Annotated in this window: 25 protein-coding genes; 11 read left to right on the forward strand and 14 right to left on the reverse strand. The window is 53.1% G+C overall.

Features of this window, described 5'->3' with window-relative positions; translation table 11 throughout:
* Both PEL01S_RS30165 and PEL01S_RS30170 read right to left on the reverse strand, forming a co-directional pair.
* A partial coding sequence (locus PEL01S_RS30165) for a hypothetical protein (RefSeq protein WP_164824340.1) occupies nucleotides 1-316 on the reverse strand: 316 nt, incomplete at its 3' end.
* A gap of 22 nt (nucleotides 317-338) precedes the next feature.
* On the reverse strand, nucleotides 339-2,741 hold the full coding sequence (locus PEL01S_RS30170) for a fibronectin type III domain-containing protein (protein WP_127462863.1): 2,403 nt from the start codon (nucleotides 2,739-2,741) through the stop codon (nucleotides 339-341).
* Between the two features lie 456 nt (nucleotides 2,742-3,197).
* On the opposite strand from PEL01S_RS30170, the gene PEL01S_RS30175 reads away from it, so the two are divergent.
* The 7 genes from PEL01S_RS30175 to PEL01S_RS30205 all read left to right on the forward strand — a co-directional run bounded on the left by PEL01S_RS30175 (nucleotide 3,198) and on the right by PEL01S_RS30205 (nucleotide 7,802).
* The gene (locus PEL01S_RS30175; protein ID WP_127462864.1) at nucleotides 3,198-3,380 is read left to right on the forward strand and encodes a hypothetical protein; all 183 of its coding nucleotides are present in this window, start codon (nucleotides 3,198-3,200) and stop codon (nucleotides 3,378-3,380) included.
* A 15-nt stretch (nucleotides 3,381-3,395) separates the two neighbouring features.
* Entirely contained in the window at nucleotides 3,396-4,169 is a 774-nt protein-coding gene (locus PEL01S_RS30180) for a methyltransferase domain-containing protein (RefSeq protein WP_127462865.1), read from the forward strand.
* A 32-nt stretch (nucleotides 4,170-4,201) separates the two neighbouring features.
* Nucleotides 4,202-4,543 carry a cupin domain-containing protein gene (locus PEL01S_RS30185; RefSeq protein WP_127462866.1) on the forward strand — a complete coding sequence of 114 codons (342 nt, stop codon included), beginning with the start codon at nucleotides 4,202-4,204 and terminating at the stop codon, nucleotides 4,541-4,543.
* 33 nt (nucleotides 4,544-4,576) lie between these two features.
* Complete coding sequence (locus tag PEL01S_RS30190; RefSeq protein WP_127462867.1) at nucleotides 4,577-5,527, forward strand: Gfo/Idh/MocA family protein; 951 nt, start codon at nucleotides 4,577-4,579, stop codon at nucleotides 5,525-5,527.
* Between the two features lie 98 nt (nucleotides 5,528-5,625).
* Nucleotides 5,626-6,477, forward strand: a complete 852-nt coding sequence (locus PEL01S_RS30195) for a hypothetical protein (protein ID WP_127462868.1) — start codon at nucleotides 5,626-5,628, stop codon at nucleotides 6,475-6,477.
* 206 nt (nucleotides 6,478-6,683) lie between these two features.
* A complete protein-coding gene (locus tag PEL01S_RS30200) occupies nucleotides 6,684-7,301 on the forward strand; it encodes a hypothetical protein (protein ID WP_127462869.1) in 618 nt (205 codons plus the stop codon).
* A gap of 42 nt (nucleotides 7,302-7,343) precedes the next feature.
* On the forward strand, nucleotides 7,344-7,802 hold the full coding sequence (locus PEL01S_RS30205) for a DinB family protein (RefSeq protein WP_127462870.1): 459 nt from the start codon (nucleotides 7,344-7,346) through the stop codon (nucleotides 7,800-7,802).
* A 64-nt stretch (nucleotides 7,803-7,866) separates the two neighbouring features.
* Here PEL01S_RS30205 and PEL01S_RS30210 read toward each other — a convergent pair whose 3' ends face one another.
* The 12 genes from PEL01S_RS30210 to PEL01S_RS30265 all read right to left on the reverse strand — a co-directional run bounded on the left by PEL01S_RS30210 (nucleotide 7,867) and on the right by PEL01S_RS30265 (nucleotide 22,693).
* The gene (locus tag PEL01S_RS30210; protein WP_239551465.1) at nucleotides 7,867-9,393 is read right to left on the reverse strand and encodes a DUF4127 family protein; all 1,527 of its coding nucleotides are present in this window, start codon (nucleotides 9,391-9,393) and stop codon (nucleotides 7,867-7,869) included.
* A 29-nt stretch (nucleotides 9,394-9,422) separates the two neighbouring features.
* Nucleotides 9,423-10,100: an N-acetylmannosamine-6-phosphate 2-epimerase gene (locus PEL01S_RS30215; RefSeq protein WP_063182606.1), complete on the reverse strand. Its 678-nt coding sequence runs from the start codon at nucleotides 10,098-10,100 to the stop codon at nucleotides 9,423-9,425.
* Nucleotides 10,101-10,129: 29 nt separating this feature from the next.
* Nucleotides 10,130-11,185 carry a Gfo/Idh/MocA family protein gene (locus PEL01S_RS30220; protein ID WP_127462872.1) on the reverse strand — a complete coding sequence of 352 codons (1,056 nt, stop codon included), beginning with the start codon at nucleotides 11,183-11,185 and terminating at the stop codon, nucleotides 10,130-10,132.
* Between the two features lie 32 nt (nucleotides 11,186-11,217).
* Nucleotides 11,218-12,081 (reverse strand): sugar phosphate isomerase/epimerase family protein, encoded by an 864-nt coding sequence (locus PEL01S_RS30225; protein ID WP_063182608.1) that lies wholly within the window; start codon nucleotides 12,079-12,081, stop codon nucleotides 11,218-11,220.
* A gap of 30 nt (nucleotides 12,082-12,111) precedes the next feature.
* Nucleotides 12,112-12,999: a carbohydrate ABC transporter permease gene (locus PEL01S_RS30230; RefSeq protein WP_127462873.1), complete on the reverse strand. Its 888-nt coding sequence runs from the start codon at nucleotides 12,997-12,999 to the stop codon at nucleotides 12,112-12,114.
* On the reverse strand, nucleotides 12,999-13,925 hold the full coding sequence (locus PEL01S_RS30235; protein WP_063182612.1) for a carbohydrate ABC transporter permease: 927 nt from the start codon (nucleotides 13,923-13,925) through the stop codon (nucleotides 12,999-13,001). Before PEL01S_RS30235 ends, PEL01S_RS30230 begins: the two co-directional genes overlap by 1 nt.
* 75 nt (nucleotides 13,926-14,000) lie before the next feature.
* Nucleotides 14,001-15,353 carry an ABC transporter substrate-binding protein gene (locus tag PEL01S_RS30240; protein ID WP_127462874.1) on the reverse strand — a complete coding sequence of 451 codons (1,353 nt, stop codon included), beginning with the start codon at nucleotides 15,351-15,353 and terminating at the stop codon, nucleotides 14,001-14,003.
* Between the two features lie 365 nt (nucleotides 15,354-15,718).
* Nucleotides 15,719-17,245: an ABC transporter substrate-binding protein gene (locus PEL01S_RS30245; protein WP_127462875.1), complete on the reverse strand. Its 1,527-nt coding sequence runs from the start codon at nucleotides 17,243-17,245 to the stop codon at nucleotides 15,719-15,721.
* Nucleotides 17,242-19,515, reverse strand: a complete 2,274-nt coding sequence (locus PEL01S_RS30250; protein WP_127462876.1) for an AraC family transcriptional regulator — start codon at nucleotides 19,513-19,515, stop codon at nucleotides 17,242-17,244. Before PEL01S_RS30250 ends, PEL01S_RS30245 begins: the two co-directional genes overlap by 4 nt.
* 348 nt (nucleotides 19,516-19,863) lie before the next feature.
* Nucleotides 19,864-20,793 carry a metallophosphoesterase family protein gene (locus PEL01S_RS30255; protein WP_127462877.1) on the reverse strand — a complete coding sequence of 310 codons (930 nt, stop codon included), beginning with the start codon at nucleotides 20,791-20,793 and terminating at the stop codon, nucleotides 19,864-19,866.
* 112 nt (nucleotides 20,794-20,905) lie between these two features.
* A complete protein-coding gene (locus tag PEL01S_RS30260) occupies nucleotides 20,906-21,679 on the reverse strand; it encodes an MgtC/SapB family protein (protein ID WP_127462878.1) in 774 nt (257 codons plus the stop codon).
* A gap of 12 nt (nucleotides 21,680-21,691) precedes the next feature.
* Nucleotides 21,692-22,693 carry a PHP domain-containing protein gene (locus PEL01S_RS30265; RefSeq protein WP_127462879.1) on the reverse strand — a complete coding sequence of 334 codons (1,002 nt, stop codon included), beginning with the start codon at nucleotides 22,691-22,693 and terminating at the stop codon, nucleotides 21,692-21,694.
* Between the two features lie 340 nt (nucleotides 22,694-23,033).
* Between PEL01S_RS30265 and PEL01S_RS30270 the strand changes: the two genes are divergently transcribed.
* The 4 genes from PEL01S_RS30270 to PEL01S_RS30285 are packed head-to-tail and all read left to right on the forward strand — an operon-like array spanning nucleotide 23,034 to nucleotide 25,167.
* Nucleotides 23,034-23,465 (forward strand): GNAT family N-acetyltransferase, encoded by a 432-nt coding sequence (locus PEL01S_RS30270; protein ID WP_127462880.1) that lies wholly within the window; start codon nucleotides 23,034-23,036, stop codon nucleotides 23,463-23,465.
* Between the two features lie 5 nt (nucleotides 23,466-23,470).
* Nucleotides 23,471-23,986 carry a GNAT family N-acetyltransferase gene (locus PEL01S_RS30275; protein WP_127462881.1) on the forward strand — a complete coding sequence of 172 codons (516 nt, stop codon included), beginning with the start codon at nucleotides 23,471-23,473 and terminating at the stop codon, nucleotides 23,984-23,986.
* Between the two features lie 4 nt (nucleotides 23,987-23,990).
* Nucleotides 23,991-24,515 carry a hypothetical protein gene (locus PEL01S_RS30280; RefSeq protein WP_127462882.1) on the forward strand — a complete coding sequence of 175 codons (525 nt, stop codon included), beginning with the start codon at nucleotides 23,991-23,993 and terminating at the stop codon, nucleotides 24,513-24,515.
* 10 nt (nucleotides 24,516-24,525) lie between these two features.
* Complete coding sequence (locus PEL01S_RS30285; protein ID WP_127462883.1) at nucleotides 24,526-25,167, forward strand: histidine phosphatase family protein; 642 nt, start codon at nucleotides 24,526-24,528, stop codon at nucleotides 25,165-25,167.
* The last annotated feature ends 49 nt before the right edge of the window (nucleotides 25,168-25,216 follow it).

Genomic DNA, 25,216 nt, shown 5'->3' on the forward strand with positions numbered 1-25,216 from the left:
TTTTTTGCAATCGCTCTGACACGCTTGGATTGATCTGTTTCAGTATCTCTTCAAGAGATTGGTTCGGTTCTTTCCTTGTCTGTAAAGCGGAATGGATATCCTGCATGGAATATCCTTTGTTCAACTCATTTAGCAAACTGCTCTCCGGCATATTATATTTCCGGCTTAACCATTCGATGGTTAGAACTTCTTTGGTTGCAGTTTGATCCGTAGTTGGAACCGCTGCTGGTTCCTCATTAGCGTAAGTTAATGCCGCAGGGGATAGCGTTTGCGTAATTAGAGTGAATAACAAGATATGTCTTAGTAGTTTTTTCATAGTTTGGCTCCTAGATTGAATTTTAAGGAAACATAACTTTTGATATTAAATTACCATTACTATCATATATGTAGTCAAATACTCTTCTTCCATCAATGTCACTTATATAATCCAATTTCCCTGTATTATCGTGAACATATGTCAGATTACCTCCGCTGTAGATTACTGTTCTCTTCTCACTAACTGTACTATTGCCGGATAGATCAGTTACTTTCACATAAACTATGTATTTAACTCCTGGGATAAGGTTATTAATGGTATAACCTGAATTAACTGGATAAGAATAAATTTCTTTATCATTCAAATAATATTTATAGTTCAAACCAAAATTATCGTCTTTTCCATTTACTTCAACCTTTACGGATGAAGGTGATAAATAAGAGACATCAATGGATAAACTTGGAGGAGTTCTGTCAACTGTTACTGAATTGGAAAACATGGAAGTTTTTCCGTCTTTGAGCAAGGATCTTACCTTAAAAGTATCCGTTGAATGTATCAACAAATCCTTAATCTCTACATTGTTGGAGGCTACACTTTGTTTGTATATATCATTCATATAGACTTGATATTCGGCTATAAGCTCGGACATTGGAGCCGGATCCCATATTAGATTTACACTATTTTCCGAAGCTACACTAGCCTTTAAATTACTCGGAGTGATAGGATCATAAAGTTTCACTTCTGCTAAATTGGTATATGGAGAATAAAAACCACTGACAAGCAATGATTTTACCTTAAAAGAATACAATGTATTTGGTAATAAGTCAGTTATTTCTATATTGCTTGATCTTGTATTTAATAGAATTCGTTTGTCATTTCCATACCCTTCTATTTCGTACTGTATGACCATACTAGGCTCTTCAGCTTGCCTCCACGTTAGATTTATACTGTTTTTAGAAGTTGGAATTGCTTGTAAATTACCGGGTGCTGCAGCATCAAAGATATTTATTGTTGCAGTATCAAATGGAGAAAATGTTCCATCTTTGAGCAACGATCGTACACGAAAGTTATGCAGCGTATTTGGCAAGACATCGTGAATTTTCATACTATTTGACACTGTACTATTTATATATTTATCGTTCATAAATACTTGATACTCTTTTATAAGGTTAGGCTGAGTAGCCGGGTCCCACGTTAAAGTAACCTCAATATTAGAAGTTGAATTTGAGGTATTAGTCGCCTTTAAATTACTTGGGGCAATTGGAAGTATATTATAGGTAATTTCAACTGATACAGTCACATACCGGGAAAGAAAATTTTCATTATAAAAGACGACACCATAAAATTTCTCACTATCACCTAAAAATTTTGCAATATCAGCCTTCTTTATAACAGAGTAATTTTTCTTATTATCAAATGCGGTTGTTTCAGAAATCCAAGTCACATTTCTTCCTTCATTAGTAGGTGAGTATGGTGCAATTACATCTCCATATTCTTGACGTGTTAAAAATATTTGTGCTGGGTTGTTTTCTACGTAAGATTCTGTAGGACGATTGGTTACTTTTATTTCAACCAATGAACTTACACTTATATCATCGGTATCCACATAAAATGCCGTTCCGCTGTCATATTCATAATATCTTTCATAATTAGTTGTTGGATCAATCAGAATAGGATATTGTAACCCCTCATCATCAAGTGTAAACTCTAGAAGATAATGGATCCCATTGTTGATAATATCGGTAGTTAAATTTTTATACCGAATCTCATTACTTGAAGAATCCTGCACCCACATTCTCGGAATAGTATAAATTATTTCGTCCCGATTGTTTTTTAAGATAATTGAGCCATCATTTTTCTTGAATGGTGTTAATCCATTGGTTTCCAATTTGAAACTAAACTTTTTTGGGGCTTCATTTGTCTTTAGCATCAATTCCATCTTTACAGAATCATTCTGAATCTGATATTTTAACGTAGTATCAGTCCAGGCATTCGCGTATGACACCATATTGCCATATGCACTTCCAGTTACAAGCCGATTCGTAAGAGGTTCATATTTAATAAAGTATTGTTTATTAGAAATTACAGTAGTAGGGGAATCTTTTTTAAAATTAACGGAAAAATTATCATCCCGGTTAACTCCAAAATAATTTTCTGATATATCTACTACTTCGTTGTTAATATCAATCCACTTGCCATTTGATTCGTAGTGCAAAGCGTATGTTGCTTTAACCACAGATACAGTTTTATCGTCATTTAAATAGGTTTTGCTATACTTTGTCCTCATATTGTTTAGCTCTCTTACTTTCTTCCTACTAACACCTTCGCCATCATCGTATACTACATCATTCATTCCTTTTTGCATTAAACTAGAGGTATTGGTTGAAGACTTACTGTCTGAAGCATTTGTGATATCTAGAGAAAAAACTATCGATGAAATAAAAATCACCAGTACTGTAAATGATCTCACTAGAAGCTTAGCCATGGTTCTTACCCCACTTTTTCATTATAAATATAAACTAACTCCGATTAATTATACTATTCGCCACAATTAGACATCAATGTATTATTTTGTAGAATTGTTATAATAATTAGTAAATATTTGTCTAACTCGTACCAAAAGTTAGTGTACGAAATAAAAAAGAAGGCAAGATATGGTATAGTTAAATGAAAAATAGCTACGTGTGCAAAAATTCCTCAGACGCGGCCATATATGCATGATTGGCTTGAAGAACACCTTCGACATTACCAAGTAAGTCTGAAGTTACTCGGAATCAATCGCGAATTCAGATCGTCACAATCGCCTATCTTCTCTGCCTGTTTGTCACCGCTCAAGCCTACATGCTGATTACCGACCATCCCGTCGACCGTCAGCGACATATTTCAGTTGCGATTATTGGATTCAGCGTATCCATCCTCCCCTACATCGTAGTAGGACTGTATGCAAGAAAGCAGTTTGCCAGGCGGCGGCGACGGAATCGTGAATTGGACAAGCGTGCTGCAGTTTGTTGGGGCGGAGGCGCTTCCGTATTATACGAACACGTACATCGCATCCGGAGTAGTCAGTATCGCCGCTTGCATAGCAGCAGCTTTTATTCGTAAATCCGAAAAAGAACAACTATGAAAGGAGCGATATCCTATGGCTTCCAAGACCTCCTCGTTCTCCCGATCGATCCAGTCCTACTTAACTTATACCAAAATGCCTTGGGGACAGCTATTCTATGCAACAGCCTGGCATCAAATCGACCGTTTTCTCGAAGAGGCCGGACAATCGATTCTGGATATCGGCTGCGGCTTCGGTATCACCGGCTCGGAGTATGCCAGGAGAAGGAATCAAGTGACGGGAATTGACCCTACACCGGAAATGATCGAATTCGCGAAGCAATCCGCAGCGGACCATCGCATGACCATCGATTACAGGGTGTCCACGCTTCAAGAGGAGCTTGCTTTGCCGGGCCGGTATGACTGGATATTTTGCCATAACGTCCTGGAATATGTGGAGGAGCCCGGAGACTTGCTCAAGCGAATCGGCTCCAAGCAGAACGAAAACGGCTTTTTATCCCTCATCGCTCATAATCCGGTAGGAAAAGTAATGAAGAAAGCGGTCATCCTTAAAGATCCGGAGGAAGCCTTACACGGCCTCGAAAGCGATCGGGAATACAGCAGTGTGATTCAAACGGACATCACCACGTATCCCCATAAACGGCTGCAGCAATGGCTTCAGGAAGCGGGCTACGAAGTTCTTGACCGATGCGGTATCCATAATATTTACGGATACATTGCCGATAACGAAATCAAACACAAGGAAGAATGGCATCGCCAGGCCGTGAAACTGGAGCTCGAATTAGGACGTCTAAGTCCGTATAGAGATATTGCGGTATTCACCCACCTCATTGCCCGAAAAAAATCATAGCTTCCACTACGAATAGCAAAGGATGATACCCAGTGAAATCAGCCCAAGAACTCGAAATTGTCAATCTATCGCAAGTAAACGGCAGCGTCGAAGAGCAGTACCGCAACGTCGTCGTCAGTACCGTCAACGAAAGCTGTCTTCGGCTGGCCGTATTCACCGGCGAATACCAATGGCATTATCACCCGACCTCGGACGAGCTGTTTATCGTGCTGGAAGGCGAGCTGCTCATCGATTTCCAAGACCGCGACACCGTATCATTGAAAGCCAACGATTCCATCACCATCCCTGCCGGAGTCGTTCACCGGACCAGATCGAACGTGCGGACGGTTAATCTGTGCTTCGAGCATACGGACGCGGATACGGTGTTTATTTAAGTCTCTTAAAACGATAATAATGGAGGATTCCATGTGGTTAAAGTTGGAATAGTGGGGACGGGATTTGGAAGACAGCATGCGGAATTGTATAAAAAAATAAAGGGCTTTGAGGTCGTTCTCATCTATGGTCGGGATGAAAACAAATTAAGAGAAATCAATAAGACACTGAACATTGGAACGACGACAGATCTATACGAAATCATTGAACATGAGGAAATCGACTTAGTTGACATTTGCTTGCCTACTTCTCTTCACGCTAAGTGGGCCATTGAAGCATTAAAGCATCGAAAGCATGTTTTTTGCGAAACCCCGTTATGCTATCAAATGGATGAGGCTGAAAATGTTTTACATACCTCCGAACAGTATCAAAGAAACGTATTTGTGGATTTGTTTTTTAAATTGTCGACGCCCCACCATATCACGATAAACAAAATTCAAAACCTTGAATTCGGTGAAGTAATCTCATTTCGCTCGTATAATAAAACCGCTCCGGTTTGGGGGAATCTGGGACTACGAAAAAACGTTTCCGATTTCCACATCCATAATTTTGATTTCTTGATTGAGATTCTGGGGATGCCCGAACATGTCGTCTCCAATGGGATAGACTTCGGGGACCAATCGGTCGCAATCACAACATTAAATTATGAAAATAAATTCGCCGTTGTTGAGAGTTACACCAATTTACCGAAGAATGCCCCGTTTTGTGTAGGATTTGAGGTGATTTGTGAAAAAGGTTCTATTAAGTTTGATGCTGAATATGGTACAAACACAAGAGAAGAATTTGCGATTTATTATCGAGATGGAAGCAAAGAAGTGTTACATCCTCAAATGAAGGATGATTACGAGCAAGTTATACATCATATTAAGGATTGTTTGGAATATAACAAAAAAAGCGAGTTTCTCGATATTACATCCGCCATTCAGGCGATCAAGATACGGGACGCCGTATTCAAGTCTTTGGAAGCAAAAAATCTATTTCAATAAACTTTTTTAGTAAATCATTTTAAAAATTAATGAGATTAGACGATATAGTAAAATGAGGATTTCTTTTACAAAAAAATTCACGGAGGAGGACCCTATTCATGCGCATTTCCTTAGACTTACGTCCCTCGTTAGTCGGCGCACATAGTAATCACACGTACGCTCGGCGATCCAATGCGAACGAACAGCAGGAGCACAAGCAGCAGCAGCAGGACAAGGTTACCATCCGCAAGCCTTTCCTTAACGGTCCCGGTCAAAAAACGGCGGCCTCAGCACTGGAGCGGCTAATGGAACAAAAGCAAAACTTAACGGAACGACGAGGCAATTATTTAAGCGAGGCTTTGAAAAAAGGCACGAGTGCGGAATCGATGAAAGTAGAACTCGAAAACATCGACAAGCAAATCCGGGAGCTGGAAGAACAGATGAGAAAAATCCAGCTCGATGAGCAGCGGAAAGCTGCGGGATTGGACGAAGAGAGCAAAAAAAAGGACAAGAAGTCGAACACCTCCGGTCTTGGTGGGAGCTACCCGAATGAGTCCCAAGAAGACTCCGTTGTATCTTCGAACACAATGCAAGCGGTTGTGTCGGCGAGCCAGGAGATGCAGAACTTCGGCCGCATCAGGATGGTGCAAAATACGCTGCGAACAGAGGCTAAAGGCTGGGAGCACAGCAACCCTGCGCGTTCAAGCGAACTGAAGGAAAAAGCCGAGAACTTAAACGGCAAGCTTATGGAACTGTCCGGTAATATCGCAAGCGACCTCACTAAAGCGATCCGGGAAGACGATAAGATCGCTTCCGCTAAGCCCGCAAAACAAGCGAAGGAAGAAGAAAGCTCGGATAAGCCGCAGCAATCCGGGAGCAGACAGCTGACAGTGCAAGAAATCGAGACGTACTCGGAGAAGCGTAAAGGAAATAAATCACCCGTCGGAACGATCGTGAACCTGACGCTGTAAGCTCAATCGTACAAGTGTCGGATTCCGACACAACTACTTACAAAATAAAGCACGTTTCTAAAGAGGACGCGCGGCCTGAAAAGGCTGGCCTCGTCCTTTTATGGAAGGTGCTTTTTTGCGTCCGCTTGGAGTCTAAATCCAAAAATAGCGAAACCCTGGAAACCTCCTCCTCGTAAGCATATAAAGTAGATGAGGAGTGGTGCACCGTGTGGAAACCTGTCGATACCCGATTTTACGCCAAACGGCTGCCAATTGCGATCGCTGCGATCGACGACGGCGGCGAGGCCAATTTTATTCGTACGGTTCTGGAACAATTCAATACGGTTACGCTGTTTCATGCGATCGGCACGCCGGGGGATTTTCTGCAAGTGATCGGGCAAGGGGAAGGGAACGCTCCCCCTTACCTTATTATTAGCGCTCATGGGGACAAAGGCGGGATTATTTTCGGCGAATATATCGAAGAAATCGACGTTTCGAGCTTGCACGATGAGGTTATGCTTCCGGAGACGATAGGCCAAGCAATTAACCTGCCGGGAACGGTTGTCATCAATACGGCCTGCTCTGCGGGCGTGGAAGAAGCGGGAAAGGCTTTTATGCAAGGAAGCCTTAAAGCGTATATTGCCGCCGATATCGACGTTTCGGGAGAAGCGGCCGCGCTGTTCATCATGCACTTTTTCCATCGGTTGATCAAGACGGAATCGCTGGAAGAGGCATGGCAGCACGCAGCCGCTTACGACGAGGAAAGCCGCGCCTACCGGTTGTACGTACAAGACGGCTTCTATCAGCTGACGCCGGAGGGTCAATGCAGCAAGACGGCATATTGAGCTTTATGAAAGTAATCTAAAACAGTCTGGGGAGGAAAACGAATGCTTCGGTTATTTCGCTACAATTGGATGGTGCGGGACGAATGGTTTGAGGCCTTCGGGGCAATAAGCGAAGAAGAGCTGCTGCGCGAACGCACCGGCGGAGTCGGCTCCATCCTGAAGACGCTGTTTCATATCGTCGATGTGGAGTGCAGCTGGATTCGGGTCATCAAGGGCGAGCCGGACCCGGAGCCCGATTTCAATGACTTCGCGAGCTTGGACAAGGTCCGGCAGCTGTCCGCGCAGTATCGGAGCGAAGTCGAGGATTTTCTCACACATTGGACCAATGAGTCCGATGGCGAACCTGTTGCGCCTTCCGGGACGGAAGAAACGTTTACCCAAGGCGAAATTTTAAGACATGTGATCGCCCACGAAATCCATCATGTCGGACAATTGTCCGTCTGGGCCAAGGAACTGGGCTTGCGGGCAGTTTCGGCGAACTTCATCCGCAGAGGCTTATAGATAGGCAGCCGCCGGCTCTCTGGGGGCCAGCGGTTGCCTGAGCTGCGGGGCAAAGCCTGCCCCTCTATCTCCTCTCGACGCGCACGCGCAGGCCGACTTCGAACATGCGGCTCCACGGCATGCGGCAGTCGTCAATCACGACGCGGTGCCCTTCGTCGTCGATCTGCTCCCAAGCAAATCGCTGCAGCTCCCGCTTCACAAGGTCCGCCACCGCCCCACGCTCTCCATCGACCGAGAAGTACGTATGCCCCATGGACGGCAGGCATGACTGGGTGACCTGCTGGCGGACGGAGGCGCAGTAGCCCGCGTCCTCCACGAGCCGCAAGGCCAGAAAATCGCGATGGCCCTGCGTATCGCCGTATAGGTAATAGATCAGCCCTTGGGCGAGGCACGTGCCGAGCGTATTGCCGTTGGTGTTCCAACCGGCGTAGGCGGCCAAGCGAAACATCAGCCCCTTCTGCCGCAGTAGCGCAAGCAGCTCCAGATCAGAGCCGTTAGCATAGGCGACATCGGCGACCAGACACGGCTTTTTCCAGCGGTGAACGACCTCATGCGCCATTTCCGTCAATTCGACGAGGTTCCGCAGCACGGTATATCCGCGGTTCGGATTCGGCAAAGCCTGTTCGCCGGCTTCGATCATCTGCTCTCCCGGCGAATTCACGCAAAGAATCAGATCTGCTTCGCTGACGGAGGAAGCCATGAGCGCGCCGCACGCCACGATGTGGCATTTTAGCGTCTCGTACAGCACCCGGTCTTCGTACAACGGCGTCACGAAAGGACCCTGCACGCTCGAAAAATGCGGGTAAATCAGCGGCCGGACGCCCATAAACTCGTTGATCATGCGGGCGAGCAGCGTACAGCCGACCTCGTCGGCTCCCGGGTACATATAGACCTGAAGCTGCAGGCCCAGGCTTCGAATATGCTCGCGCACACGCTGCTGGTCTACGGCTGTCAGCCCGAAGGGCGCCGAGTCGTCCTGCGGTACGATCATGAAGTCGACGATCTGCTCCTTCACCAGCTCGACCGCCCACCGGTTGACCTGCAAATTGACGTCGCGACGCTCCGTGTAATCCTGCCATACGACGTCAGGGATAGCTCTATCCAACCGCTTCAGCTCCACAAGCTCCTTCTCGTCCGCCAGCCCAAGCTCAGCCCGGTGCCTAAGATATCCCCGCCGAAAAATGTCCTTCCCCCACGCTTCGTAATAATCCGGTTCCTCGTCGCCGCTCGAATAGCTAGGACAGCGCATGATCAGATTGAACGCATACAACCGCAGCTTCGGGTTGATTTGCTTCAGCTTGCACAGCCTATCCAACCGCTCCCGGCACTGCTCCGGCGACAGCCAGTGCAGTCTCGACGGCACGATGCCGCCGTACACCAGCGTATCCAACGACACGATCGCGCCGTCGGCTTCGGCTGCCCGCTCGAACAACCAAGCCCATAGCCGCTCCACGTCTGCGGGCGATTTTTTACGCCCCATCGCCCCCGGCTCCGGCCTCACAAGCCGGAAATCCGTACCGACGGCCAGATCGGCCGGAAAATCGAAGTTGCACGGACGTTCGTCCAGCGGAACGTACAGAATGGTTCGCATGGCTTCCTCCTCCCCCGGCCGCGTCATCTCTAGCCGCTCTCCCGAATGGCGTGCACGAACCGCTCGGTAATGTGCTGCGGACGCGTAATCGCCCCGCCGATGACGACGAACTGCGCTCCCGCGTCCAGCGCCCGCTTGACGTCCTCCGGCTTGCCGTATCTTCCTTCCGCGACAACTGGAACCTGCACGGCTGCGGCGAGACGGGCCACCAGCGCAATATCCGGCTCGGCCGATTGCGTGCTGTATGGCGTATAGCCCGACAACGTCGTCGATATCCAGTCGACGCCGAGCTGCGCGGCGTACTGCCCTTCCTCCTCGGTCGAAATATCCGCCATAACCAGGATGTCGCGCCGCTTCAGCTCCTTCACCGTATCGGCCAGCGTCCGTCCGTCAGGCCGCGTCCGGTTCGTACCGTCCAGCGCAATAATATCTGCGCCGGCGGCATGGACAGCGAGCGCATCCTCCAGCGTCGGCGTAATGTACACATCGCTGCCATCGCAGCTTCGTTTGTTCAAGCCGATCACCGGCACGGCAACGGCTTGCTTCACGGCAAAAATATCCGCGAGCCCGTTGGCGCGAATGCCGACCGCTCCGCCAAGCACGGCCGCTTTGGCCATCTCGGCCATATGGTGGGGGCCGAACAACGGCTCCCCCTCATACGCTTGGCAGGAGACGACCAGGCCTCTCTCCGTAATTCTTTGTCTCATCTTATGATCTCCCAACCGCAAATAGGATGCTAAAACCGGATTTCCTCGCCCGACTGCGCCGATTCGTAGATGCCGCACAGCATTTTCATCATTTCCACGCCGTCCTGCACCGGGCTGATCGTCTGTTCCCGGCCTTGGCAGCACGCGATGAAATGGTCGATTTCGTTCTGGAAGCCGCGTTCGAAATCAAACGTCAGATGATCGATCTGCGGCGTTATGTTCAAAATTGTATCGTGCCGCTCCGTGACAATCGTCAGCTCCGGCTCCACTTCGACCCCGCCTTTGTCCCCGTACAATTTGACGGCGAACTCGTCCTTCTTGGTCTGAAGCGTAAAGCTGACATCAACCAGCAAAGAGGCTCCGTTCTCGAAACGGATCAGCGCGTTAGCCAGATCCTCCACCGTATTGTGCTCGTTATAGTCGGCCGCCTTATAATAATCCAAATGTTGAATATGGCTCTGGTTGCCCAGCTTCCGGTACGCATTGCCACTGATCGATTTGACCCTCGGCTTACCCATCAGGTACCAGCACAGATCGATGATATGAACGCCGAGATCGATGAGCGGACCGCCGCCCGAGCGCTCGATGTCGGAGAACCAGCCGCCCGGATTGCCGAGCCGGCGCAAGCAGGTCGCTTTCGCGTAATAGATTTCGCCCAGTTCGCCCGCATCGATGAACTTCTTCAGCACGCGCACATTGGTGCCATACCGGCGCACATACCCGATCTGCAGCGTCTTGCCGCTTCGGGCGACCGCCGCCTCCACCTGAAGCGCTTCCTCCACCGTCTTGCACAGCGGTTTCTCGCACAGCACGTGCTTACCCGCCTCCAAGGCGGCGATGCTGATGGCGGCGTGGCTGTTGTTCCATGTGCACACGCTCACTGCGTCGATATCCGGATCGGCAAGCAGCTGCTTGTAATCCGTAAATACTTTTCCCGCTCCGTAGGCTTCCGCCTTAGTCTTCGCCCGCTCCCCGTTCAAATCGCAGATCGCTGCAAGCTCCACCTCCGGGTTGCCCGCATAAGCCTTCAAATGCATTTCCGAAATGCTTCCCGCTCCGATAACGCCGATTCTCACTTTACTCATGACGAATCCTCCCGATCCGAATATACTTATTGTTACAGTTCCTTCCACAAGGCGCGAACATAGTCCATGCCGATTCTGGCTCCCTGCCTGCAATCTTCCATGCCTTCAAACTCGATGGATACATATCCGTCGTAGCCCGACGCCTTGACGATGCGCAGCACCTCCGGCATATCGATGTCACCCTGACCGACAATCGCCCCGCGCAAATAACTGCCGCCCGCCGACCGGAACCATCCTTCGCCGGGATTCCGGTACGAAGGCCGCACGTAAAAATCTTTCACATGCACCATCGAAGCGATGGAAATATTTTTGCTGACGGCCGGAACGGACAGCTCGTCGACGCATAGGAAATTGCCAACATCGAGCGTCGTCCGAAAATTGTCCCGGCCCACCCGTTCCACCAGGCGCTGCACCCGGTCGCTGTGCTGGATGTAATACCCGTGATTTTCCACGCTCGTGACGATTCCGTACGAAGCGGCATGATCGGCTACCTGACGGCAAGCCTCCGCTACCCACTCCAGATCGGCTTCGAATCGGGAGATCGTCGTTTCCGGCAGCGGCCGGGACGCCGCATCGTGCCGCATGAGCCGGATGCCCATGCGGTGCGCAAGCTCGACGTGCTTTTTGACCCGCTCAATTTCCGCCAAGTACGCCTCGTCAGACTCTGTCACAAAGTTCGCGCCGATCGCGTAATTGGACAGCTCGATGCCGCACTGCGCCGCTTTTTCCCGGATCTGGTCCGCCAGCTCCGGCTGCTCCAGCAAGTCATACTCCAGCGGCACGATTTCGGCGTGCTCGCCCCCGTTCTCCGCAATCCATTCGATAATGTCCAGAATAGTCCAGCCTTCGCGCTGCACCGCCTGATACAAGCTGTAGGAGCTGATGCCCAGCTTCATCGTCATTTCCTCCCCGGATGCTGTTGTATGTTATTTCATCCCCGTGATGGAGATGCCCTCGATAAACTTTTTCTGCACGAAAAAGTACAGAATGACGATCGGAACGGTGAACAAGGTCGAAGCCGCCATCAGCTGCCCCCAAGCCACTTGATTCTCGCGGATGAACTGCTTCAGCCCGATGGATAGCGTCCATTTCTCCGGATCGTTCAAATAAATGAGCGGTCCCTGAAAATCGCCCCACGCCGCCAGAAACGTGAACAGCCCCACGGTCAAGATCGCTGGCTTCGCCAACGGAAGGATGATTTGCGCATAGATGCGGAACTCCGAAGCGCCGTCGATTTTCGCCGACTCCGTCAGCTCGTGCGGGATGCCCATAAAAAACTGCCGCACCATGAAAATGTAGTACGCCATGCCGGTGCCGAACCACGAGGAAAGCACGATCGGCCAGTACGAATTGATCAGATCCAGCTTGTTGAACAGCACATAAAGCGGAATCATCGTCACTTGAAAAGGAAGCATCAGCGTGCTCATCATGACGAGGAACAACGCATTTCTGCCCTTAAAATGAACCCGTGCGAACCCGTAAGCGACAAGCGGCGCGATCACCACAACGCCGAGCACGCAAAGGCCGGAAATCAACACCGTATTCATCGTGTATTGGAAAAACGGAATGGCCTTCATCGCATTGACGTAGTTGCTCCACTGGACCGTCTCGGGCCACCACCGGACCGGCACGACGAAAATTTCTTCATCGGTTTTAAGCGATGTGATGACCAGCCAGACGAAGGGCAGCAGAAACAGCAGGCCGACGAACACGAGCGGCAAATGCGCCGCCCAGCTTGGACGTGCCCCGAAGGCGCGCTTCCGTTTATTCCGGCTAACGGATAAGGAAGACGTTGCGGCAGTTGCCTTGGACATTAGCGCTCACCTCCGTAGTACACCCAACGGGCCGATGTTTTAAAGACAAGAAAGGTCAACAGGAAAACGATAACGAACAGCACCCAGGCCATCGCCGACGCGTAGCCCATCCGCAGGAACGAGAACGCCGTCTGGTACAAGTACACCGCGTAGAACAAAAGCGAATTTTCCGGTCCGCCGATCGCCTGTCCGTTGCCGTCCGCGAACACGTAGCCTTGGGTGAACATTTGCAGCGCCCCGATAACGCCCATGATGACCTGAAACAGCGTCATCGGCGAGATCGCCGGCAGCGTAATGTGGCGGAATTTTTGCCAGGCGTTGGCTCCGTCGATCTCTGCCGCTTCGTAATACATGCGCGGCACGTCCTGCAGGGCGGCCAAATACATGATGCTCGCCGTCCCCGTTCCCCAGAAGCCCATCAGGATCAGCGCGGGCTTCGTCCATTGCGGCTCCAGCAGCCAGACGGGCTGCGGCAATCCCAGCATGCCCAGCAGCTCGTTGATCAGCCCGTACTGCGCGTTCAGCAGCCACATCCACAGCAGCGTCGCGGCGACTGTCGGCACGAGCGTTGGGAGAAAATAAATCGTACGGTAGAGCGATTTTCCCTTAACGTCTTTGTTGAGCAGCATGGCAATGCCGAGCGCGAACGCCAGATGCGGGAACAACCCGAACACCGCCATAAATAGCGTATTGTACAGCGATTGCCACACCTTGCCGTCCGTGATCAGCTCCGTGTAATTCGCGGCGCCCGCCCACTGCGGGGCTTCGAACAGGTTGTACTCCGTCAGGCTGTAATAGAACGAGGATATGATCGGCAGCAGCTGAAACAGCAAAAATCCGATCAGCCACGGACTGATAAAGCACAACCCGACGAAGAGACGCTGACGCTCTCTGCGTTTGATTCCGATTCGATTGACTGCATCCATCTCCGGTCCTCCTCCTCTTCGATGTCCGGTTCGCGCGAACGGCACGATAACCGCACGCGCGAACCTCACCGTTTCTTATTTCTTGCTTGCTTTATCCGCTTTCGGCTGGATTTTGGCTACGACGTTATCCATCGCCTGCTGCGGCGTGATCTGGCCCTTGAGCGCTTTTTCCGTCTCTTCGTTCAGCGCCTGCAAATATTCGTTGATGTAGACGCTGTTCGGAAACCCGTTCAGGTTCGCGCTCTTCGCGCTCTCGTAAAATTCCCACAACGACTTCGTCGCTTCATTCTTGGTCAGCTTCGGGTTATCCAGCGCGCTCAGCAGCACCGGAATCGTCTTCGCTTTGGTCGCGTACTCGATCTGCACATCCTCCGACAAGAAATACTGCATTACTTTCCAGGCCGCTTCCTTGTTCTTCGCTTTCGCCGGGATGAACATGGCGACCGGGCTGACCATGCCCGCGTTCTTCAGCTCGGGCCGCTCTTTCGGATAAGGGAACGGAGCGACGCCAATCGCTCCGCCTTCGCCGCGCTTGTCGTTGTACATGTTCTCCCAGCCGATCATCATGCCGAGCTTGCCGGTGACAAGCGGGTCCTGCGGCGTGTCGGCCTTGCCCATGCCAGATTTGAACTTGGAGATGCCCTCGCTGCCGAACTCCTTGTAATACTCCGTCTGGTAAGCAATCGCATCGACGTTCGCCTTTTGGGCGGCCGTCAGCTTGCCCTTGCCGTCATCCCAGGAGCCGCCGAAGATGATCGGCCAGAAGACGTTGTCGATCCACGGATAGTCGGGGATGAAGCCGACCTGCTCGTAGCCGTTTTTGCCGTCTTTCTTGGTCAGCTTTTTCGAGACTTCGAACATCTCCTCGAGCGTTTCCGGAGGCTTGGAAATGCCTGCATCCTGAAACATCTTCTTGTTGTAGTACAGCCGGCTTGCCATGCTCATCGAGATCGGGAAACCGTATACTTTGCCGTCCACCTTCATACGCTCCAAGGCGGCGGGAATGATTTTCTTCGTATCGAAGTTCGCCTGCTTGACAAAATCGTCAAGGTTCAGCACCGCGCCAGCTTCGGACCATGGACCGATGTTGTTCCAGAACGTGAACATCAGATCGGGTGCGCTGCCGCCGGAGATCGCGGTGAGCTGCTTCTGCGGGTCCTGGTTACTCAGCGCTTTGACCGTAATTTCGTTCTGGCTGGCGTTGAAAGCCGACACCATCTGATCGAGGACGGCCGCTTTATCGCCGGTGTAATGGTTCCAGAGCTGAACCGTTACTTTCCCTTCCGCCTTTCCGTCGCCGGAAGCAGCCCCGGACCCGGACCCCGTTCCGCCCGCGTCTTTGCCCCCGGCGCATCCGCTAAGTCCTGCCGCCGCCAGCACGGTCGCCAGCAGCGCCGTCATCGTTTTATGCGTTGTATTCCGTTTCATGTCAGCCACCCTTTCGATCGTATGTTTATGCTCCTCTGCCACCACGGAGCGCCGGAACGCTCCGGGCTTACCGTTTCATGCGGGTAAATGCAAATAGTAGCTTGCCCTGTCTCCTTCCGATTAACGGACAAGATTAAATGAAAACCACCTCCTACAATGAATATAAAAACGGAATAATCCTCCACAAAAGGGCATACTTCGGGACAATTTTCCTCCGTCTGCCCCCTCTGCACGAATGCGTCGCACTTGGGTGCCGGCCGTGGCTTCCCTCTCTACGTCGAAATAGCGGACATAGAGAGAGTGGCTTCGCGTCGAAGCGGTCTCCACTGACCCGCAGCCGCTTCGACCTCGCCGCGCCGGACTCGTCAGCGCCGCTTGTTCCGCAGGAACGCGTCGATCTGGCGCTGCAGCTCCGTCCCGATCGCCTCCAGCAGCGGACCGACTTCGGCTTCGAAACGCGGCATCGCTTCCTCCGGGTCGAGCACCCCGTTAAACAGCGGCGTATAGTACTCCGCCTCGATTCTTGCGTACGCGTTCAGCTCGTTCTGTACCGGAGTTCCGTCGAACTGGAACCCGGTCAGCAGATCCGGCGTAAAATGCTCCGCCCGCCGAATAAACCAGTCCAGCGCCTCGGTGCGGTCATCGGTCGCCGGAACGCGGTCGTCGTCCGGGTTCCACAGCCAGACGTACGGGAACTGCTGATAGCCGCTTTTCAGCGTCCGGTAACGGTCCGTCCCTACGGGCTCCCAATGGACGCCCGGAAGTCCGTACGCCAGCAAGTCGTAGTTGTCCTTCTCGTTGGCCCAATTAAGGAACTGGATCGCTTCCTCTTTATGCTTGCTGGTCACCGGAACCGCGATAAAATTCCATTGGGCGAAATTCGACAGATTCGCCTTCGGAATGTCCTGATAAAAGGTCACGCTCTCCAGCTCTCCGCCAGCTGCATACCGCTTCAGCTTTTCCTGATTCCCCTCGTCAACCGAGAACGAGCCTGCCGGGAAGATCGCTGCCTCGCCCGAGAAGCCCGGGTCTTGAAAATCTTTGATGCCGAGCACGTTCGGATGCATGACGCCGTCCACATACAGCCGGCGCGCCTCGCGAATCCAGTCGCGGACCAGCGAGTCCTTTTCGCGAAACAGATTGTATACCTTGCCGTCATTGCGCTGGTAATACAGCATCAGACTGCTGCCCAAAGCCTGCGTCGGCCGGATCTGGTTCTGGACATCGTCATAATGCCGGAACGCCGCCTGACTGTAGAGCTGCTGCGACGTGTTCCCCGCTGCGATCAGCGGCACGATGCCGGACTCCTTCTGCTTCAGCAGGTAGGCGAACCGGATCAGCTCTTCGTAGCTTTGGATCGGCGGTACGCCAAGCTTCTCGCGAAGGTCCTTGCGGACGAAATACGAGTGGCCCATCGCATACGAGACACCGAGCGGGATCGCCATAATTTTGCCGCCGTACCGGTTGGCCTCCCACATCGGCCGGGGCCGCTTGGTGAGGATCATCTCGCCGTACTTCTCCAGCAGCACATCAAGCGGCTCGTAGTACCCGCTGGAGATCATCTCGCTCAAATGCAGCCACGGCGCGTCGAAGACGAGATCGATCTCCTCTCCCGAAGCCAGCGCCACCTGGGATACCCGACCGAAGTCGTTCCATGGCACGAACTTGATGTCGAGGCTCACGTTGAGCGTTCCCGCCAGACGACGCTGCGCTTCCTTCAGCACTAGGTCGTAGTCGGCGGCCCGATCGCCCGGAAGCATGATCCGGAGCGTCACTGGAGAAGGCGTGGCGGCCGGGGCCGTCCGGCCCGCATCGGAAGCGGAGGACCCTCCGCACCCCGCAGGCAAGAGAAGCGCTGCGAGTAAGCATCCCCATCGGAGCGTCCGGTTCATTCCGCTTCCCCTCCTTCTCCTTCGGTATGGTGCAGCCGGTATTGGTTCGGGGTCAGCCCCGTCGCTTTTTTGAAAGCTGTAAAATAATGGCTCCGCGTCAAAAATCCCGAACGCTCCCCGATATCCGCCACCGACATGGTCGTTGTGACAAGCAGCTCCTTTACCTTCTCGATCCTGGTGTTCAGGATATAGTTCGAGAGCGACACGCCACGCACTTCCTGAAAAATGCTGCGGGCATACTTGGCCGACAGCGAGACATGCTCCGCGATCGCTTCGACGGACAGCATCGGATCGTGAATATGGTACAGTACGTAGTTGATCATCTCTTCCGCAAGCTTCTCCTTCCGGTCGCCGCCTTTGCGGGAGCTCAGTTGGTCCATGACGGCGAACAGCTCCGCCTCCAGCCAGTGCCGCGCTTCCTGCAGTGTCGAGAACCGGTCGAGTTGTTTGTCGATACCGTCCACGCCCTGCAGCGCCCGAAGCTTGTCGAATTCCTTCATGATCGTAAATAAAATGACGGTCAGCCTTACCTTGCATTCGGAGTATTTGACCGCCGCCATCTGCCCGAACAGCTCCTCCAGCAGCAGGACGATCTGGTCCTTCTTCCCGGACTTGACCGCGACAAGCAGCTTGTCGAGGCTCTTCGGATCGGATAGCGGCTGCAGCAGCCGAACGTAGCTTTCGTAATCGCCCTCCGTATACACCTTGTCTTCGCCGCTGATGAACTTGAGCAGCGTAAGCTCCAGAACGAAGTCATAGACGGAACGCAAATCGTCCTCCAAATGCTTCAGATCGCTCACCGCTATGGTCACCTGAAGCCGGACATACGTAGTAATATGCCCCTTGATCGTCTCCAGCAGCTTGCGGACTTCGGCATCGTCCCGATCCAGCCCGATCAGGAAGACGATGTGATCGCCGGCCAGATCGATCGTCTCCAGCGTCCCGCCCTCGCCCGCGATGATTTCTCCGGCAATGTTGCCCATCGCGTATTTGAGCAGTTGGCGGGAAGCAAAATCGTACGTTTCGGCAACGTCCCGGTACGCGTCGATTTTGACGACGGCGAGACGGATGAGATCCGACGCCAGGAGAGCCGATTCCCGGGCAATCCCTTCCCGCAGCGTCCGGTTCATTCTCCCCTGCAGCAGCCACTGGCGCAAATATTCCGCCTTGATCAAGCCGGAATGGCCGCGAAGCGATTGATGCATTTCGTCGACCCGGCTGGACAGCAGCTCGATCCCGCTTTTCAAGATGCTGTACTCGTCTCCCGCAACAGGGAGAGCCAGCGCGGAATGGCGCGACTCCTGCACGATGCGGCGCTGCAACTGGTCCGCCAGCCTGCGGAAAGGCTTCACCATCCGGCGGGAATTCCAGAATGCGGCGAGAAGCAGCAGGACGAGCAGAAGCAGCGAGTAGCCGACGATTTTTGCCTGGAACGCTTGCGCTTGATGCTTAAACGCTTTCAACTCGGTTAACGAATACACCGTCCATTTCTGCGAGGCCAGCGGTGCGGAATTGACAAACAATTGCATCCCGCGCACGGTCATGACCTGTGTCTCCGAACCCGCCGGCTTCAGGTGGCGCAGCTCGTTCAGAATTGCAGCCTCGTTCTCCGTGGTGCCCAGCACATTCCGGCCTTGGCCGTCCACAATCATCAGATCCATGCCGGGCTCCTTGTTCAGACCAAGCAAATTTTCCTGCAACGCCCTGTTATCCAACAGGAGCACGAGATAGCCGCGATGGTCTTTCCTGGCCGGCGTGGACGGAACGATGAGCGCGAGATAAGGCTCGCCGCCGGTTTCATGATAAAAAAACTGCAAAAAGAGCGGCCGATCCTCCCGGATCTTCTTCAGCATCGCCCCATCCCCGAATTTCTCGAACGAAACGAGCCCCTTGAGCGAATCGATCACCTGCTCCTTGTGGACGTTCACCAGATAGGCGCGCTTGATAAACGGCTCGGTCGACATATAGTTCGTCAGCGCATGAAGCGCATCCATGTCGTCCAGCGGACTGCGGCCGGTCGATTGCAGCCATTCCTGCACCGTGCGGTCCTGGTACATATGAAGCCCGTACGCTTTGAGCTTGTTCAGCAGAAACTCGGTGCGGCTTGCCGTTTGCAGCATCGTATCGCGGTTGAACAGATCCATTTGCGAGTAGGCGTATTTCGAGAACTGGTTCGCCAAAAACATGGAAAACGGAATAATGATCATCGTAAAAATCATTCCGATCCACAAATAAATCCGAACGTAGTTCTTGGAAAATAAATGTCGCATCGTCCAACCTTCCTTGCGAGTCTGTCGTCGTAGTCAACGTCCTCATTATACTATACATCCGATTACGGACATTCGTAATTGGACGGATCGAGGCATGGCAAGTTGGCGTATTGGATTTCCTGCCCACATTGTAGCAGTTGCCCTCCGGATTCGCCCAGTTCTCATTTGCCCAAAACGGTTCTCAAATGGCGAAAACCCGCTATTTTCAAGGGTTCCGCGCAAGTTCCGCACAGAGTTTGCCGGACGGATGCCGTCTTCGTCTGCCAAAAAGAAAACAGGCGGACGACCGAAGAGGTGCTCCTCCAGCCGTTCGCCTGTCCAAAATGCAGCTTTATTTTTGCAAGGGGCCTAGCGCGTCTCCGGTCGATGCTCCGGCTGCTCCGTCACGACCGTTCCGTCCGCAAGACGCAGCCAGCTTTCGAAGCCGCGCTCGCCTTCGCGCAACCGAATGATGCGCGCTCCGCGCGGGAAATCGTCCCGGCCGTACGTGTTGTAGCCCGTCGCCCGGCCATAGCACAGGCGGACGCCGTGAAGCGTGCCGGAGTAATCGTTGACGTGGTCGTGCCCGGCGAACGTGCCCATGACGTCGCCCATTTCGACGAGCGCCGCGAATAATCCCGTATTGATTTTCGGGCAGCACACGTTCTCGTACTTGTGCCCGTGGCATACTTCGCGCTCCCATACCTCCGCATACTCCGGCAGCGGGATATGGAAGAACGCCAGAGCTGGCAGCGGCGTGCCACCGTTGTCCGACGTATAGGCAGCAGATTGCCGGACGAACCAATCGATCTGATCGCGGCCAATCCAGCCGTAGCCCTGCACGTGCGGCAGCGTAGACATGCAGCCGGAGTCGAAGCCATACAGCAACGCAGCAGGACGGCCGGTCGCATCCTGGACTTCGAGCACATAGTTGCCTTCTCCCGCAATGTCCGACGGACCGCTTACCGCTAGTGCATACTCGTAGCCCGACACTTTGTCCATCAACTGCTGCCGGGTGATTTTCATCTCGGTATCGTGATTGCCGAAGACGACCGCCCACGGGATGCGCCGCTTCTCGACGACGGAAACCGCCCGGTCGAACCGGCTAAGCGGATCATCGCACTCCTTGTCTTCGATGACGTCTCCGGTGAAATAGACCAGGTCCGGCTGCTCCGCTTCGAGAATATGCTCCATCAGCTCCAAGGTGCGCCGGTCCGCGTCGCCTCCCGATTTCATATGCACGTCGGTGAACTGTACAATCGTAAACGTCCGGTCTTCCCGAAAAGTTAAAGCTTGCATTTGAATCGCTCCTCTTCGCTAGTGTCAATCGCGTTACCGTTTGCCGGAAGCCGCACATGCCTCGTTGTTGACACGGATCGGTTCCTCCGGCTCCGCGTGTCGGCAGCGAGCCTCAGGCCGTCTTCCCCGCCGCTTTCGCTTTATCTTCGTGCTCGAACGGCTTCCATCCCGGCGTCTCGACCTTCACCATACCCGGAAGCACGACCAGCTCCTGCACGACGTGCTCGTATTGCCCGGCCGTCGTCTTGAGCGCCATACGTACGCATAAGGCTTGGCGGAAGCCTCCCTCCGTTTCCTTCGCCCGGCTCTCCAGATGCAGCACAGTGACGGAAGCACCCGCAGCCTTGATCCGGTTCAGCATCGCGCCGAGATTTCCATCCCCGTCCCAGAGCTCGACCTCCACCTCGCGCTTGCGTTTCGTCTTCGCCAACGCCGCCTTTTCCACCTTGTTCAAGAGGAACAAGCTGACGATGACCGCAGCCGTCGAGACGACGGCCCCATAGTAAAAACCGGCGCCAACCGCAAGGCCGATGGCCGCTACAACCCATAGCGAAGCCGCGGTCGTCAGCCCCGACACGGTCGGCCCCGTGCGTATAATCGTTCCGGCCCCGAGGAAGCCGATGCCGCTGATCACCTGGGCAGCCAAACGGGCCGGGTCCAGCCTCACGTTCGCTTCGACCGCAAAATCGGAAAAACCGTAGCTCGACAGCAGCACAATCAGAGCCGAGCCCATGCAGACTAGAATATGCGTGCGAAATCCGGCCGAATGCCCGCCGATTTCCCGCTCCAAGCCGATCAGACCGCCCAGCACCAGCGCCGTAACAATACGGAGCGTCAGCTCCACATAGCCGATATGCCATACATCCGGGGTCAACGACAACTCCATGGGGACCTCCCCTTACCGCCCGAGCGGAACGGCGATCCGTTTCTTCTCGTGCACGTAGATGATTTCCTTATACCCGGTCCGGGCCAGCAAATCCATCGCCTCGTCCAGCTGCGTTCCGATGTCGTCCGGAAAATGGGAGTCGGAGCTCAACGTAATCGGAACGCCGTGTTTATGCAAAATGTCCAGAAAAGCCGGACTCGGGCAAGCTTCCTTGACCGGGTATCGGTAAGCAAGCCCGGTATTGATCTCAGTTGCCACATCCGCCTGCTTGAGCGCACGGGCCACGTCTTCGTACATCGGCAGCAGCAGCTTCTCCTCCGGTCGGTAATTGAACACCTTCAGATTGTCCAGATGCGCGATAATGTCGAACAAGCCGCTGGAAGCCGCCATTTTCACGTAGTCGAACAATTGCCGGTACAGCGCAGGCAGGTCTTTTTCCTTGAAAAGCTCTTGGGTTTCCGGGTTGTCGAAGCCCCAGCCTTCCAGAAAATGGACGGACCCGATCACGTAATCCAGCTCGTACCGCGACAGCAGCTCGCCGAGCTCCGCCTCGCCGCCCGGGAAAAAATCCGCCTCGACCCCGAGCGATATGGGCACGCCCGCAGCCTTCGCCCGGCGCACCGCCTGAAGATACGGCTCGATGGAGCTTACACAGACGCGGTCCAGCCAATACTGCTGCAGCCGGCCAAGCGGCGTCTCGTCCACAATCATGTGCCGTTCGTAATACGGCCGGAACTCGGTAAACCGGTACAGGTGGTCCACCATCCCGAACCGCTCAATCCCGCGCTGCCGCCCCTGCTCGAAATAGAATGCGAGCCATTCGTCGCTGAAGCAACCCGCCGCAAGCCGCTGTTGAAGCAGCTCTCCCAGCTTGTTCATCCATTCGAGCGAGTGCGGCCGGTCACCCAACTGCCCGCTCTCCCGGTGCACGTTCTCCAGTGCCCGCGCCGTCCGCTGCAGCCAGCCGGTCGAGTACGGCCCCTCCTCCAGGTGAAAATGAAAATCCAGCTTCATCCCGCTTCCTCCTCACTCCGTCGATTTGAAAAACTTGATTGAAAGGGTTTTCTCTGCTTTTGATGATGAACAATGTTTTTGTTGTTTATTGTTGCACATATCAATTTATTGTTGTTGTTTCTTGTTGATTATTGTAGTCCTTTCTTCATTATCCGTCAATCTCAAAATGAATCGGGCGTTGACAATGGAGTTTGACTGGACGGGCATGGATGGCTTTGGAAAAACTTTTCAAATCCTTTATACTGAATAAATAAGAAGTTTTCTGCCAAAGCCGATCAGACGGTTAACGGGATTTATCATCATGATGATTAATAGTAAAACACCTAAAGGAGCGATCCCCTTGCTAATCGATATCAAATCCAGACTGGACCAGCCCGAAGTTGCGGAGCTTCTCGAATATTCCATTTTTCCGGACCCGGTGCGGCTGGCGCAAACTCTGGATGACTACAAGCGCAGCGAAGAGCTTGAAATGTACGGCTACGAAAAAGACGGGAAGCTGATCGGCCTCGTCGGCTTCCGGATCGATTCCGGGCGTGTGATGGAGCTGCGGCACATTGCGGTCCAGCCGGACTATCGGGGACAAGGCTATGGCCGGGGCCAAATTTTGGAGCTGATCCACCTCAAAAACCCCGCTGAAATCGTCGCGGAAACGGATGAGGATGCAGTCGATTTTTACCGGAACATCGGGTTCGAGGTCGTCAGCTTGGGTGAAAACTATCCGGGTGCGGAGCGGTTTCGCTGCACCTATGAGGTTGAGCCGGAGGAGGAATAGGAAGCATGAGTGCAGCTGTTGAAATCGTCGAAATCCTGGCGTACGAGCCGGAATCGTTGGAGCAGCTGGCCGAGCTGCTGATCGATGCCGTGGAGAGCGGCGCTTCGGTCGGCTTTTTGCCCCCGTTAAGCCAGGAAGAAGCGGTGGACTATTGGAAAAGCGCGCTGGAGCCGGGCGTCGTCCTGTGGGCGGCCAAGCTCGACCGGGCGATTGTCGGCACCGTGCAGCTCCAGCTCGCGCAAAAACAGAATGCGGCCCACCGGGCGGAAATCGCCAAGCTGATGGTCCATACGCGCAGCCGCAGAAACGGCATTGCCCGCGCTCTAATGCTGGCCGCCGAAGAACGGGCCCGCACCGAAAAGCGAACGCTGCTTGTGCTCGATACGCGCGCAGGCGATCCGTCCAACCTGCTGTACCGGTCGCTGGGGTATGTGGAGGCGGGACGCATTCCCGGTTACGCCCGCTCCGCGGACGGCAGCTTGAACGATACCGTATTTTATTACAAGGAGGTCGAGGCTTAGCGCCATGAAGCACCTCTTGCTCCTTCTAGCATGGCTGCTGGCAAGCCAACCTGTCACGACTACTCCGGAGATCGTCACGCAGCCCGCGCGAGTCGACCAGGCCGCGCCGGATCATTTCCCGTATAAGGTTTCCCTATTAACCCATGCGTTCGAAAAGCTGATGGCCCTGGAGCCAAGCTTGGACTCCAAAATGCAGTTTATTTCCCTGGACTGGCAGATGACGGACTGGAATCTGTCCGAGGACGAACGGAACGAACTTATCGATCATTTTCATACGAAGTACGGCGTGGAGATCCTGTTCAACTCCTATCATCAATTAATAGAGAAGAACAAGCTGGACCCGAAAACGAACAGCCTCTACGGCATCCTCCTCAATATCGAGAAGCTGGAGATTCATTCGCCGGAAAGCGTGTCGATTATCGGCGGGAAATACCGCTCTCCTTTAGGAGCTGCAGGATTCACGGCCACTTGGAAGAAAACGAAGGATGGCTGGGAAACCGTTAAAGTTACGGATCATTGGATCAGCTAGGAGGCTTCGGATGAACAAAACAACTTTATATTTGGTCCGGCACGGACAAACGGAATGGAATGTGGAGCACCGGTTTCAAGGTCATCAGGATTCTCCGCTGACGGAGCTTGGCTTGAAGCAGGCCCGTTGGCTTGGCGAAGCACTGCTGGAGCAGCCGCTCGATTGGATCTACAGCAGCTCCAGCCCCCGGGCCGTCAAGACCGCCGAGTTGATCCGAGGCAGCCGGCCGATTGCCATAACGAAATGCGATGAGATGAAGGAAATCAATCTGGGCGAGTGGGAAGGACAGATCGCTGCCGAAATTGCGGAGCTCTACCCCGAGGCTTACGAGCACTTCTGGCGTCAGCCGGATCGCTTCCGCGTGGCTCAAGCGGAGACGTTCGCCGAGGTGGAGCGGCGCGCCCTCGGCAAGCTTCGGCACATTCTACGCGACCATACCGGGCAAGCCGTGCTGGTCGTTACCCATACGGTCGTGGTCAAATTGCTAATGGCCGCTTTTGAGCAAAGGCCGATCGAGCAATTATGGGAGCCGCCCTATATACATCCGGCCTGCCTGTGTAAGATCGAGTTTACTGAGAACGGCAAGCCGGACATCAAGCTGCACGGCGACATCAGCCATTATCAGGAAGTGATTCAGCCTGTAGAAGGATAAGTGACGTAGGATCGGGAGGTCTGGGAATGAGCATCATACAAGTTACCTC

Source organism: Paenibacillus elgii NBRC 100335, from assembly GCF_004000865.1.
Classification (GTDB): domain Bacteria; phylum Bacillota; class Bacilli; order Paenibacillales; family NBRC-103111; genus Paenibacillus_G; species Paenibacillus_G elgii.

Coding starts and splice junctions, on each gene's coding strand:
- PEL01S_RS30170 (WP_127462863.1), bottom strand. CDS start 2,741: ATGGCTAAGCTTCTAGTGAGATCATTTACAGTACTGGTGATTTTTATT.
- PEL01S_RS30175 (WP_127462864.1), top strand. CDS start 3,198: ATGCAAGAAAGCAGTTTGCCAGGCGGCGGCGACGGAATCGTGAATTGG.
- PEL01S_RS30180 (WP_127462865.1), top strand. CDS start 3,396: ATGGCTTCCAAGACCTCCTCGTTCTCCCGATCGATCCAGTCCTACTTA.
- PEL01S_RS30195 (WP_127462868.1), top strand. CDS start 5,626: ATGCGCATTTCCTTAGACTTACGTCCCTCGTTAGTCGGCGCACATAGT.
- PEL01S_RS30205 (WP_127462870.1), top strand. CDS start 7,344: ATGCTTCGGTTATTTCGCTACAATTGGATGGTGCGGGACGAATGGTTT.
- PEL01S_RS30210 (WP_239551465.1), bottom strand. CDS start 9,393: ATGCGAACCATTCTGTACGTTCCGCTGGACGAACGTCCGTGCAACTTC.
- PEL01S_RS30215 (WP_063182606.1), bottom strand. CDS start 10,100: ATGAGACAAAGAATTACGGAGAGAGGCCTGGTCGTCTCCTGCCAAGCG.
- PEL01S_RS30220 (WP_127462872.1), bottom strand. CDS start 11,185: ATGAGTAAAGTGAGAATCGGCGTTATCGGAGCGGGAAGCATTTCGGAA.
- PEL01S_RS30225 (WP_063182608.1), bottom strand. CDS start 12,081: ATGAAGCTGGGCATCAGCTCCTACAGCTTGTATCAGGCGGTGCAGCGC.
- PEL01S_RS30230 (WP_127462873.1), bottom strand. CDS start 12,999: ATGTCCAAGGCAACTGCCGCAACGTCTTCCTTATCCGTTAGCCGGAAT.
- PEL01S_RS30235 (WP_063182612.1), bottom strand. CDS start 13,925: ATGGATGCAGTCAATCGAATCGGAATCAAACGCAGAGAGCGTCAGCGT.
- PEL01S_RS30240 (WP_127462874.1), bottom strand. CDS start 15,353: ATGAAACGGAATACAACGCATAAAACGATGACGGCGCTGCTGGCGACC.
- PEL01S_RS30245 (WP_127462875.1), bottom strand. CDS start 17,245: ATGAACCGGACGCTCCGATGGGGATGCTTACTCGCAGCGCTTCTCTTG.
- PEL01S_RS30250 (WP_127462876.1), bottom strand. CDS start 19,515: ATGCGACATTTATTTTCCAAGAACTACGTTCGGATTTATTTGTGGATC.
- PEL01S_RS30255 (WP_127462877.1), bottom strand. CDS start 20,793: ATGCAAGCTTTAACTTTTCGGGAAGACCGGACGTTTACGATTGTACAG.
- PEL01S_RS30260 (WP_127462878.1), bottom strand. CDS start 21,679: ATGGAGTTGTCGTTGACCCCGGATGTATGGCATATCGGCTATGTGGAG.
- PEL01S_RS30265 (WP_127462879.1), bottom strand. CDS start 22,693: ATGAAGCTGGATTTTCATTTTCACCTGGAGGAGGGGCCGTACTCGACC.
- PEL01S_RS30275 (WP_127462881.1), top strand. CDS start 23,471: ATGAGTGCAGCTGTTGAAATCGTCGAAATCCTGGCGTACGAGCCGGAA.
- PEL01S_RS30280 (WP_127462882.1), top strand. CDS start 23,991: ATGAAGCACCTCTTGCTCCTTCTAGCATGGCTGCTGGCAAGCCAACCT.
- PEL01S_RS30285 (WP_127462883.1), top strand. CDS start 24,526: ATGAACAAAACAACTTTATATTTGGTCCGGCACGGACAAACGGAATGG.